General features: G+C 63.7%; 10 protein-coding genes. 5 read left to right on the top strand and 5 right to left on the bottom strand.

Annotation, left to right across the window (positions count from 1 at the left end):
• Nucleotides 1–51 precede the first annotated feature (51 nt).
• Nucleotides 52–1779, top strand: coding sequence for a malate dehydrogenase (quinone) (mqo, locus tag DCO45_RS21810; RefSeq protein WP_116927775.1), 1728 nt, complete (start codon nucleotides 52–54; stop codon nucleotides 1777–1779).
• 112 nt (nucleotides 1780–1891) lie between these two features.
• Here mqo and lolA read toward each other — a convergent pair whose 3' ends face one another.
• Nucleotides 1892–2524, bottom strand: a complete 633-nt coding sequence (gene lolA, locus DCO45_RS21805; protein WP_116927774.1) for an outer membrane lipoprotein chaperone LolA — start codon at nucleotides 2522–2524, stop codon at nucleotides 1892–1894.
• A 145-nt stretch (nucleotides 2525–2669) separates the two neighbouring features.
• A complete protein-coding gene (locus DCO45_RS21800; RefSeq protein WP_279324834.1) occupies nucleotides 2670–5021 on the bottom strand; it encodes a DNA translocase FtsK in 2352 nt (783 codons plus the stop codon).
• A 572-nt stretch (nucleotides 5022–5593) separates the two neighbouring features.
• Between DCO45_RS21800 and trxB the strand changes: the two genes are divergently transcribed.
• The 3 genes from trxB to rpmG all read left to right on the top strand — a co-directional run bounded on the left by trxB (nucleotide 5594) and on the right by rpmG (nucleotide 7228).
• Nucleotides 5594–6547: a thioredoxin-disulfide reductase gene (trxB, locus tag DCO45_RS21795; protein WP_021026860.1), complete on the top strand. Its 954-nt coding sequence runs from the start codon at nucleotides 5594–5596 to the stop codon at nucleotides 6545–6547.
• A gap of 265 nt (nucleotides 6548–6812) precedes the next feature.
• The gene (rpmB, locus tag DCO45_RS21790) at nucleotides 6813–7046 is read left to right on the top strand and encodes a 50S ribosomal protein L28 (RefSeq protein WP_021026859.1); all 234 of its coding nucleotides are present in this window, start codon (nucleotides 6813–6815) and stop codon (nucleotides 7044–7046) included.
• An 11-nt stretch (nucleotides 7047–7057) separates the two neighbouring features.
• The gene (rpmG, locus tag DCO45_RS21785; protein ID WP_021026858.1) at nucleotides 7058–7228 is read left to right on the top strand and encodes a 50S ribosomal protein L33; all 171 of its coding nucleotides are present in this window, start codon (nucleotides 7058–7060) and stop codon (nucleotides 7226–7228) included.
• A gap of 118 nt (nucleotides 7229–7346) precedes the next feature.
• On the opposite strand, the gene DCO45_RS21780 is transcribed toward rpmG, so the two are convergent.
• Nucleotides 7347–8795: a PLP-dependent aminotransferase family protein gene (locus DCO45_RS21780; RefSeq protein WP_232539706.1), complete on the bottom strand. Its 1449-nt coding sequence runs from the start codon at nucleotides 8793–8795 to the stop codon at nucleotides 7347–7349.
• Nucleotides 8796–9140: 345 nt separating this feature from the next.
• On the opposite strand from DCO45_RS21780, the gene DCO45_RS21775 reads away from it, so the two are divergent.
• Nucleotides 9141–9521: a hypothetical protein gene (locus DCO45_RS21775; RefSeq protein WP_116927772.1), complete on the top strand. Its 381-nt coding sequence runs from the start codon at nucleotides 9141–9143 to the stop codon at nucleotides 9519–9521.
• A 64-nt stretch (nucleotides 9522–9585) separates the two neighbouring features.
• On the opposite strand, the gene DCO45_RS21770 is transcribed toward DCO45_RS21775, so the two are convergent.
• Together DCO45_RS21770 and DCO45_RS23090 are read right to left on the bottom strand one after the other, a co-directional pair.
• Nucleotides 9586–10857: an RsmB/NOP family class I SAM-dependent RNA methyltransferase gene (locus DCO45_RS21770; protein ID WP_116927771.1), complete on the bottom strand. Its 1272-nt coding sequence runs from the start codon at nucleotides 10855–10857 to the stop codon at nucleotides 9586–9588.
• A gap of 45 nt (nucleotides 10858–10902) precedes the next feature.
• Nucleotides 10903–11285, bottom strand: a 383-nt coding sequence (locus DCO45_RS23090; RefSeq protein WP_165841253.1) for a hypothetical protein, incomplete at its 5' end; no start/stop codon positions are given.

Below are 11285 nucleotides of genomic sequence, written 5' to 3'. Positions count from 1 at the left end.
GGTCTTTTACGACAACACCGTCAAAATCCAAAAATTTGTGGAGTTTCAGCAATGACGAATCCAACAGAAAATCCCCAAGCGGCCCCCGCTGCCAAAGCGCCCAAGAAGGGCTTCACCCGCCGCAAGTTCGTCGCCTCGGCAGCGGCCGTCGGTGCGGGCGTGGTCGGTTACCAGTATTTCTTCGGTAGCCAATACCGCGCAGAAAAAGCAGACCGCCAGGTCGATGTGCTGCTGATTGGCGGCGGCATCATGAGTGCCACCTTGGGCGTTTATCTGCAGGAGCTGGAACCCGGCTGGAGCTATGAATTGTTCGAGCGCCTCGACCAGGTTGCCGAAGAAAGCTCCAATGGCTGGAATAATGCCGGCACCGGCCACTCGGCGCTGTGCGAGCTCAATTACACGCCGATGGATAAAAATGGCAATGTGCAGATTTCCTCTGCCATTAACATTAATGAAAACTTCCAGGTCTCGCGCCAGTTCTGGTCGCACCAGGTGCGCGCTGGAGTACTCGGCAATCCGCGCGAGTTCATCAACTCCACGCCGCACATGAACCTGGTGTTCGGCGAGGAAAACCGCTCCTTCATCCAAAAGCGCCTGAAGGCCTTGGAAGCCTCGCCGCTGTTCACCGGCATGGAGTCGTCCACCGACCCAGCACAGATCAAGGAATGGATCCCGCTGATGATGGAAGGCCGCGACCCGGCCGAAGTGGTGACCGCCACCCGCTCGCCGCTGGGCACCGACGTGAACCTGGGTGAAATTACCCGCCAGTTCTACAAGAACCTGTCGTCCAAGCCCAACTTCAAGCTCAGCACCGGCCAGGAAGTGCGCTCCATCACGCGCAACAGCGACGGCTCCTGGCGCGTGTCGGCCTTCGACATGAAGGACAGCAGCAAGATCCAGACCGTGGATGCGCGCTTTATCTTTATCGGCGCCGGTGGCGCGGCGCTGCCGCTGCTGCAGTTGTCGGGCATTCCCGAGTCCAAGGTCTACGGCGGCTTCCCAGTCGGCGGCGAGTTCTTGGTCACCGAAAAGCCCGAGATCACTGAGCGCCACCTGGCCAAGGTCTATGGCCTGGCCGATACCGGCTCGCCTCCGATGTCGGTGCCCCACCTGGACACCCGCGTGCTGGACGGCAAGCGTGTGCTGCTGTTCGGGCCGTTCGCGACCTGGTCGAGCAAGTTCCTCAAGAACGGCTCCTACTTTGACCTGGCCAAGGCCACGACCTTTGCCAACGTGATTCCGCAGCTGCAGGTCGGCGTCAACGAGTTTGCGCTGGTCAAGTACCTGGCCCAGCAGCTGAGCCTGAACAAGGAGCAGAAGATGGACGCGCTGCGCCATTACATGCCCGAGGCCAAGGATGCCGACTGGCGCCTGTGGGAAGCGGGCCAGCGCGTGCAGATCATCAAGAACGACCCCGAAAAGGGCGGCATTCTCAAGCTCGGCACCGAGGTCGTCGTGGCCCAGGACCGTTCGCTGACCGCGCTGCTGGGCGCGTCGCCCGGGGGCTCGACCTCGCCAGCGATCATGCTGACCCTGCTGGAAAAGGCCTTCCCCGAGAAGGTCAAGAGCGCCGACTGGCAAGAGAAGATCCGCCAGATCGTGCCGAGCTACGGCGTCAAGCTCAACGAAAACCCCGCCATGCTGCAGCAGGAATGGCAGGCCACCGAGCAGGCGCTGAACCTGGCGATTGCCTCGCCCAGCCTGCACGGCGTGGAAGCCGGTGTGCAGCCCCAGGAAGACAAGGGCGCTGTCAAGAAGGTGCCGGACATGGCGCTGTAAGCCCTAGCTAGCTGCAGCCGTCCACGGTGGCTGCACAGCAAAAAAGGTGTTCACCTATGCGTGAGCACCTTTTTTTATGTCCGCGCGGTTGGCATCACCGCTGGAATGCTGCTTACTGGCGAATCACTTCCGCACCGGACGGAATCGCAAACTCGAACGCCGAGCCTGGCAGCGAAGGCAGGGCCTTGAAGCCGACAAAGCGCAGCACCGAGCGCTGGCCAAAACCGTCCTCGATCTCCAAGGTCTGCAGCTCATCGCCCTTGAAGCCGACCTTGACCTGCTTGATCTGGCCGTCCTTGTTCTTCGGAATGGCCTGGGCCCATTGCTGGCCATCGGCCTCGGGCAAGCTGCTCACGTCGAACTCGGCCTTCAGCGCCTGCAAGCTTGAAGCGGACGCGAGCAGCGCGGCAGGCGTCTGGCCCAGGGCCTTGCTCTGCTGGCGCTGGGTAACCTGGTTCAGGTCGGCGTCATAGACGGTGAGGACGGAGCCATCGGCGACGATGGTCTGGTCAAACGGCTTTTGGTAGATGAACTTGAACTTGCCCGGCCGCTGGAAAGCAAAGCTGCCGCTGGAGGTCTTGACTCTGCCTGCCTGGCCCTGCTTTGCGGGCGAGGTGACCGTCTGCGTGAACTGGGCTTCACCGGCCTGCGAGCTGGTCATGAACTTTTCCAGGCTTTGCAGGCCATCGGCCTGTGCCCAACCGGTCAGGCTGACCAGGGCGGCTGCTGCGATCCATTGTTTCATCGTGAATCCTTTCGTGCTTTGCGAACAAAGCCAATGCATGGGCCACTTTCGGGCCAACAAGGGGTTTGGAGTGCGGCAGCGGGCCACAAGTGCCCGCTGTGGGCCGCCAAGGCGCTGGCTTTGCGAATGTTTACCCGCCGCTGCGCTATTCTTCACCGCCGGGACGGTGGGCCACCAGCACTTCGCGCTGGCCGCTGCCGGTCAAGGCGCTCACCAGGCCGGCGCGCTCCATCTCTTCGAGCAGGTTGGCCGAGCGGTTGTAGCCGATGCGCAGCTTGCGCTGCACGTAGGAGATGCTGGCCTTGCGGTCCTTGAGCACGATCTCGACGGCCTGGTCGTACATCGGGTCCTTCTCACCGCTGCCGCCGCCCTCCTCATCGCCAAAGCCGGAATCGCCCTCGCCGGTGCCGCCTTCGAGCACACCGTCGATATAGTCGGGCTCGCCCTGCTCCTTGAGGTAGCTGACGACGCGGTGCACTTCCTCATCAGACACAAAGGCGCCATGCACCCGCACCGGGAAGCCCGTGCCGCTCGCCATGTAGAGCATGTCACCCATGCCCAGCAGCGCCTCGGCGCCCATCTGGTCCAAGATAGTGCGGCTGTCGATCTTGGAGCCTACCGAGAACGCGATCCGCGAGGGGATATTGGCCTTGATGAGGCCAGTGATCACATCGACGCTGGGGCGCTGGGTGGCCAGGATCAGGTGGATACCGGCAGCGCGCGCCTTTTGCGCCAGGCGTGCAATCAGCTCTTCGATCTTCTTGCCGACAACCATCATCAGGTCGGCCAGCTCGTCGATCACCACGACGATATGCGGCAGGCGCTGCAGGGGCTCGGGGGATTCGGGCGTCAGGCTGAACGGGTTGGGAATGCTTTCCTCGCGCGCCTTGGCCTCGTCGATCTTGGTGTTGTAGCCCGCCAGGTTGCGCACGCCCAGCTTGCTCATCAGCTTGTAGCGGCGCTCCATCTCGGCCACGCACCAGTTCAGGCCGTTGGCCGCCTGCTTCATGTCGGTGACCACCGGGCACAGCAGGTGCGGAATGCCTTCGTAGACCGACATTTCCAGCATCTTGGGGTCGATCATCATCAGCCGCACATCCTTGGCTTCGGCCTTGTAGAGCACGGACAAGATCATCGCATTGATACCCACCGACTTGCCCGAGCCGGTGGTACCGGCCACCAGCACATGGGGCATCTTGGCCAGGTCGGCCACCACGGGCTTGCCGATGATGTCCTTGCCCAGACCCATGGTCAGCAGGCTCTTGGCGTCGTGGTACTCGTGTGAGCCCAGGATTTCGGTCAGCCGAATGGTCTGGCGCTTGGCATTGGGCAGCTCCAGCGCCATATAGGTCTTGCCGGGGATGGTCTCGACCACGCGGATCGACACCAGCGAGAGCGAACGGGCCAGGTCCTTGGCCAGGTTGACGATCTGCGAGCCCTTGACGCCGGTGGCCGGCTCGATCTCGTAGCGGGTGATCACCGGGCCGGGCGCGGCCTCGACCACACGCACCTCGACGCCAAAGTCCTTGAGCTTTTTCTCGATCAGGCGGCTGGTCATCTCCAGGGTTTCGTAGGAGACGCTCTCCTGCGTCTTGGGCGCCGCATCGAGCAGGTCCACCTGGGGCAGGCGCGTGTCACGCAGCTCGTTGAACAGCGGCTTTTGCCGCTCCTTGACCACGCGGGCGCTGGGCTGCGCCTGGGGCTTGAGCGGCTGGGCGATATGCAGGCCCGAATCGACCGCTGCGCTGCGCGGCGCAGCGGGCAGCATGCTGTCCATGCCATCACCGGTTGGATCCAGGCGTGAGGCCATCGGCACAGGGGCTGCGCTGCTGACCTCGGCCTCACGCGCCAGCGCTGCCTTCTTGCCCACGGCCTTGTCGGCAGCGGCTTCGCGGCGCAGCATCAGCTTTTGCAAAGTACGCTCGATCCCGGCACCGACCTTCTCGGCGATCTGGCCCCAGGAGAAGCCCAGAATCCAGGAAAGGCCCAGCAGCAGCAGCATCACGCCGACAATGCCCGAGCCGGTAAAACCCATCCAGCGCTCGGCCAACGGGCCGAGCAAAAAGCCCAGCACGCCGCCAGCAGCGCCGGGCAGGCTGGCCTCAAAACGGTAGAGGCGCGACCACTCCAGCGCAGCGCTGGCCAGCAGCAGCACCACCAGGCCGCCCCAGAACACCATGCGGCGCAGCCACAGCGGGCGCGGATCGTTGGGTGGCGCCTCACCGGCGCGCAGCCAGCGCGCCAGCGACGAGAACCAGGCCAGCACGGCGGCCACCACCAGCCACCATACGGAAAAACCCACCATGAAATAGCCGCCGTCAGAGACCATCGCACCCAGGCGACCCATCCAGTTGCTGACATGGCCAGCCATCTGCGTGCCCGAGGTGGACCAGGCCGGGTCCTTGGGCGAGTAGCTGACCATGGCCGCCACGCAAAACGCCATCAGCACAAAACTGACGATGAGCACCAGCTCGTGCCCAAAACGGCGAACCCCCATCACCAGCGAATGGCCGGTCTGGGGTGCTGTCTTTGATTTCTTTGATGAGTAAGCCATAACCTAAGAGCCAGAGCTTACCCTAAGCGGATTGCAAATTCGATAGCAGGCCAGGCGCCTGGGGCCGGGTGATGCCTTGGTGCGACGCGGTAGTTCAGGCAAAGTGCGGGCCTCCCTGCGGCACGGAGCGGGGCGCCCACGCAGCGACAGGCCGTGGCCATCAGCACAAATACCCAATAAAAACATAAATCTGATGCACGAAAAGCATGGCTCGCAACCGGTGCTAGGCCGCTGCCACCAGGCAACACGCAACATTTTGTAATCTACCTATCTTCCTACAATCCCACCCCTTGCGCCAGCACGCCGCAACGATTGTTGTCATTGGCGTGCAAGGGCAGCGCCGGGCGTCCTCAGGTGCTGCGATGGCTTGCGACAATCAAGGACATTGACACAAGCCATCCACAGAGGATGGCCAGTGTTTGATACTCTTTCATGTTTTGCTGAGCGCCATGCGCCAGCCTGCTCACTGATTCGCAGCTGCCCCGCAGCTGCCCCCTGAATGCGATAGGAGTTCTATGTCTGCCATCCACCAACATGCCAAAGTTCTGATCCTGGGCTCGGGCCCTGCGGGCTATACCGCCGCCATCTATGCGGCGCGTGCCAACCTCGATCCCGTCTTGATCACCGGCATGGCCCAGGGCGGCCAGCTGACGACCACCACCGAAGTGGACAACTGGCCCGCCGATGTGATGGGCGTGCAAGGCCCGGCATTGATGCAGCGTTTTTTGGAGCATGCCGAGCGTTTCAAGACCCAGATCATCTTTGACCACATCAACCAGGTCGACTTCAGCAAGCGCCCCTTCACCTTGAAGGGCGACAGCGGCACCTACACCTGCGACAGCCTGATCATCGCCACCGGCGCATCGGCCAAGTACCTGGGCCTGCCCACCGAAGAGGCCTTCATGGGCCGTGGCGTGTCGGCCTGCGCGACCTGTGACGGATTCTTCTACCGCGAGCAGCCCGTCTGCGTGATCGGCGGCGGCAACACCGCCGTGGAAGAAGCGCTCTACCTGTCCAACATCGCCAGCAAGGTCACGCTGGTGCACCGCCGCGACAAGTTCAAGGCCGAGCCCATCCTGGTCGACAAGCTGATGGAGAAAGTCCAGGAAGGCAAGATCGAGCTCAAGACCCATTTCACGCTCGATGAAGTGCTGGGCGACCAATCGGGCGTCAACGGCATCCGCATCAAGAGCACGCAAGACGGCCACACCGAGGACATCGCGCTGCAAGGCTGCTTTATCGCCATTGGCCACCACCCCAATACCGACATCTTCCAAGGCCAGCTGGAGATGGAAAACGGCTACCTGGTGACCCAGATGGGCCGTGGCGGTTTTGCCACACAAACCAGCGTGCCCGGCATCTTCGCGGCTGGCGACGTGCAAGACCATGTCTACCGCCAGGCCATTACCAGCGCGGGCACGGGCTGCATGGCTGCGCTGGATGCCCAGCGCTTCCTGGAACAGGAATAAGCCCGCAAGCCAGGGGCATAGCCCGAATTTTGCTTTCAGGCTATAATCCTTGGCTTTGCTGCTTGCCGCCTTTTGCTAATTCGCAATCTTCGGCGCGTGAACAGGAAACTACGGCAGGTTTGCCAGCGGTCTTGCACCACTGAGCCGACCCGGCTGTGAACATGGGCTACCGCCACCCTTTGATTGGCGAGGTGAGGCTGCAAGCCGCGCTGCTTTTAACGAGGCGGACAGGGCAAGCAGCTGTTAAAACTTTCGGAGTGTCCTGATGGCACGCGTTTGCGAAGTAACGGGCAAGAAGCCCATGGTGGGAAACAACGTTTCCCACGCCAACAACAAAACCAAGCGCCGGTTCCTGCCGAACCTGCAATATCGCCGTTTCTGGGTGGAAACTGAAAACCGCTGGGTTCGCCTGCGTGTTTCCAGCGCCGCTCTGCGTCTGATCGACAAGAACGGTATTGATTCTGTGCTCGCAGACCTGCGCGCACGTGGCCAAGCTTAAGGAGTATCACCATGGCATCCAAAGGCGGACGCGAAAAAATCAAGCTGGAATCGACAGCCGGCACCGGTCACTTCTACACGACCACCAAGAACAAGAAGACAATGCCTGAAAAGATGTTGATCACGAAGTTCGATCCCAAGGCTCGCAAGCATGTGGATTACAAGGAAGTGAAGCTGAAGTAATCAGCCTGTACGCCGCCATTGACTTGGTGGCATGCAAACACCACAAAGGACACCTCGGTGTCCTTTGTGTTTTTTTGCGTCCGGTTTTTCTAGGCAGCACGCCCACGGCGCCTCGGCATCAAGCCCTGGGCGGCAGCCCCAGCTGCGCATGCATCATGCGCCCCAGGCTGCGGTAGGCCTCGTCCACTGCGTCGGTAAACGGCATGCCGCAGCTCAGCCGCAGAAAGTGGTCGTAATGGCCAGTGTTGCTGAACATGTCGCCAGGCGCCACGCGGATGCCCACGGCCAGCGCCTCGTCGTACAGGCGGCTGGACGAGATTTGCTCGGGCAGCTCCAGCCAGATGCTCAGGCCGCCCGCGGGCAGGCTCAGGCGCGTGCCAATCGGAAAATAGCGCGCCACCGCCTGCGCCGCGGCCTGGCGCTGCACGCGCAGCTGCTGGCGCAGGCGCACCAGGTGCCGCATGTACGACGGTGACCCCACCGTGCGTGCGCCCAGCAGCTGGGGCCAGACCGGCAGGTTGCGCGAGCGTGCAAACTTGATCATCTGCACCCGCTCCTGCCAGCGCCCGGCATTCATCCAGCCCAGGCGCAGGCCCGGCGCATAGCTTTTGGACAGCGAGGAGCAATAGATCACCGAGCCATCGGTGTCCCAGGCCTTACAGGGCTTGAGCACCTCGTCGGATTCGACAAATTCGCGGTAGATATCGTCCTCGATCAGCGCGACCCGGTACTCGCGGCACAGGGCCACCAGGCGCCGCTTGTGGCTGTCAGGCATGGTGGCGCCCTGGGGCATCTGCAGATGGGGCACGACCACAACGGCCTTGAGGTTGGGGTGGGTGCGCAAGGCCAGCTCCAGCGCCTCGATCGACATGCCCGTGTGCGGGCTCGACGGGATCTCCAGCGCCTGCAGCTTCTTGGCCTCGATCGCCTGCAGGATGCCGTAGAAGGTGGGCGACTCAATCGCCACCATATCGCCCGGCTGGGTCAGCGCATCGAGCGCCAGGTTCACCGCCTCGGAATTGCCAAAGGTGGCCGCAATGTCCATCGGCGCCAGGCGCACGCCAAAGCCCAGCGCGTAGCGCGCCATCGAGGCCTGAAAATCCGGATGGGTGAAAGGCGCCGAAGGGCCATGGACCAGGATCTGGGGCTGCTCGCGCAGCAAGGCCACGGCCAGCTGATTGAGCAGTTTGGCATCGAACAGCTCGGGCGCGGGCATGGCGCTGCCCAGGTCTACCTTGAGCGGCCCTTTGAGGCGCGCCTTGTTCAGGTACTCGGCCGCGCGCTCGCCAATGCCTTCAAAGCGGTGGTCCTGCATCGGAAAAGGGCCCAGCTGCAGCGGCTCGCGCGCGGCGGGCATCTGCAAAGCCCTGTCGCTGACAAAGTAGCCCACACGCGGCCGCGCCTCGATCAACCCGCGCGACTCCAGCACGCGCAGCACCTGCAGCGCCGTGCTGTGGCTGACATGGTGCTGGCGCCGGATATCGCGTACCGAGGGCATGCGCGCCCCCACACCCAGGGTCTGCTGGGCAATCGCCTGCTCAAAATGCGCGGCGATGCGCTCGTACAAAAACGCATCGTCGGCGGGCGGGCTGCCTGCCGCGTCTACGGAATGGCTCTCGGGGATGTCACACAGACTCTCATCTAACAGCGGCACAGCAGGACTCCTGGTTCCGGGAACCTGTCCATCACCCTTGTGCGCCACCGCAGTGGCCAGGGCCAGGTTCCCATTCGCAGCGCTATGGTCTCAGGTTCAACCCTGACAGAACAGATACAGAAACTGCGATTTTGAACCAGAACAGACCCTTTGTGCTTGCGCTGTTCCGCCCGACCCTGGTGCAGACTGTGTCTGTTGCGTTGCACTGCATTTTTTTACGCTAGAGCCCTGTTCTGCCACGCTCAGGAAAGCGCAAAAATGACCACCAGCACCACCGCCCGCCTCACCTCCGCCCTGCCAGGCAGCGCCGCCTCCCAGGCCCAGACCAGCGCCCCCGCGCAGCCAGGCATCCACAGCAGCAGCCTGGCCTTGCGTGCAGGCCAGGGCCAATGGTTGTATCTGGAGGTGGGCAGCAGCCTGTACTGCCGCGCCGGGCAGCTGCAGATCAGCTCGCCCTGGCACAGCGCGCTGCGCCTGGTGGCCGAAGACGCCCCGCACTGCAATGGCGCCCATGCGGGCTGGTACTGGCTGCAAGCACAAGGCGTGCAGCCCGCCCAATTGCTGGTGCAGGTGCAGGCCTATGCGGGCTGGCGCGCCGGTTGGCGCAGTGTGGCCGACTGGCTGGGCTGGAAAGGCTGACAGCTGAGGCAGCCTGCCAAGGCGCAATCGCCTTGGTGGCCTATGCCTTATTGGACTGACTGCCTTACTTGCGCTGCCAGACGGCGGCAAAGAAGCCGTCGGTCTGGTGCAGGTGGGGCCACAGGCGCAGGTAGAGGCTGCCGCTGTCGCCGCCGCTGCACAGGCTGGCGGCGTGCTCGACCTTCAGGCCTGCCAGCAGCTCGCCGGCATCCATCGGCACAAAGTCCGGGTGGGCGGCGGCAAAGGCCTTGGCAATCGCCTCGTTCTCTGCGGGAAGGATGCTGCAGGTGGCATAGACCAGGCGGCCGCCGGACTTCACCATGCGGGCACTGCTGGCCAGAATGGCGGTTTGCTTGGCCGTCAGCTCTTCAATCGCCTTGGGGCTTTGGCGCCATTTCAGATCGGGATTGCGGCGCAAGGTGCCCAGGCCCGAGCAGGGGGCATCGACCAGCACGCGGTCCATCTTGCCGGCCAGGCGTTTGACCCGCTCATCGCGCTCATGCGCAATCGCAGCCGGGTGCACATTCGACAGGCCCGAGCGGGCCAGGCGCGGCTTGAGCGCCTCCAGGCGGTGGGCCGACACATCAAAGGCGTAGAGACGGCCGGTGCTGCGCATGGTGGCGCCAATGGCCAGGGTCTTGCCGCCGGCGCCGGCACAAAAGTCGGTCACCATCTCGCCGCGCTTGGCGTCCAGCAGCAGGGCCAGCAGCTGAGAGCCCTCGTCCTGCACCTCGACCCGGCCTTTGACAAAGGCCTCCAGGCGCGAGAGCGCAGGCTTGTCGGCCACGCGCAGGCCCCAGGGCGAATAAGGGGTGGGCTCGGCCTTGATGCCCGCTTCCTTGAGTTCTTTTTGCAGCTCGCTGCGCTTGATCAGCAGCGCATTGGCGCGCAGATCCAGCGGGGCCGTCTCCAGCATGCTGGCGGCCAGCTGCTCGAACTGCTCACCCACCTGGGCCTGCAGCGGCTCGACCAGCCACTCGGGCAGGTTGTGGCGGTGCTGGGGCATGAGGCTGGCCGGCGCAATCGCGTCGCAGTCGTCGAGCCATTGCACTTCCTGGTCGCTGAGCGCGCTTTTGACAAAGCTGCGCGGGCCGGCAAAGCCGAGGATGGCCAGGCGGCGCTCGCGCGCGCCGCTGCCCGAGCGGGCCAGCGATTCAAACAACGTTTTCTTGCGCAGCACGGTGTAAACCGTCTCGGCCAGCGTGCCACGCTCGCGCGGGCCCAGGTTGCGGTGTTCACGGAAATAACGCGACACCACGGCGTCTGCCGGGTGTTCAAAGGTGAGGGCCTGCGCGACCAGCTCGGCGCAGGCATCTAAAAGGGCTTTGGGGTGCATAGCCGCTATTGTCCCATTGCGCCAGTATCCGGGCGCCAGGCCCGGCTAACCGGTGAGCGGCGCTGTGCCGCTGCTGGGCGCGCCACCGGGCTGCTCGGTGCGGTCATAGACCAGCCCCCAGGGCATGGCCGCCAGCTGGCGCAGCGCGGTGGGGCCCAGCTCCTCGACATGCGTGATCCATAGCGGCACTAGCTTGCACAGGAGCAGCTCGCGCTCCAAGTAGCCGCGCCACTGCAGCTCCAGACGCTTGTTGTCCTGGTAGTGCACGCCGGGCCGGTCGAGCACCAGCACCAGCGCATAGGCCCCCGGCAAGCTGCGCAGCGGCCGCGCCAGCAACCAGGCACGGCGCAAGCGCGGGCAGTGCTGCAGATGCAGCTGCAGTGCCGCGAGCTCCGAGGCCCACAGCGGATGCGGCAGCGCGGTGCAGG

Source organism: Comamonas sp. JNW (assembly GCF_003105075.1).
Taxonomy (GTDB): domain Bacteria; phylum Pseudomonadota; class Gammaproteobacteria; order Burkholderiales; family Burkholderiaceae_C; genus Comamonas; species Comamonas squillarum.
Note: the sequence above shows the minus strand (reverse complement) of the source record. Positions and strands in the feature narration are given on the sequence as shown.

Excerpts from the sequence above, each read along its gene's own strand:
- mqo (WP_116927775.1), top strand. The coding sequence starts at position 52 with ATGACGAATCCAACAGAAAATCCCCAAGCGGCCCCCGCTGCCAAAGCG.
- lolA (WP_116927774.1), bottom strand. The coding sequence starts at position 2,524 with ATGAAACAATGGATCGCAGCAGCCGCCCTGGTCAGCCTGACCGGTTGG.
- DCO45_RS21800 (WP_279324834.1), bottom strand. The coding sequence starts at position 5,021 with ATGGGGGTTCGCCGTTTTGGGCACGAGCTGGTGCTCATCGTCAGTTTT.
- trxB (WP_021026860.1), top strand. The coding sequence starts at position 5,594 with ATGTCTGCCATCCACCAACATGCCAAAGTTCTGATCCTGGGCTCGGGC.
- rpmB (WP_021026859.1), top strand. The coding sequence starts at position 6,813 with ATGGCACGCGTTTGCGAAGTAACGGGCAAGAAGCCCATGGTGGGAAAC.
- rpmG (WP_021026858.1), top strand. The coding sequence starts at position 7,058 with ATGGCATCCAAAGGCGGACGCGAAAAAATCAAGCTGGAATCGACAGCC.
- DCO45_RS21775 (WP_116927772.1), top strand. The coding sequence starts at position 9,141 with ATGACCACCAGCACCACCGCCCGCCTCACCTCCGCCCTGCCAGGCAGC.
- DCO45_RS21770 (WP_116927771.1), bottom strand. The coding sequence starts at position 10,857 with ATGCACCCCAAAGCCCTTTTAGATGCCTGCGCCGAGCTGGTCGCGCAG.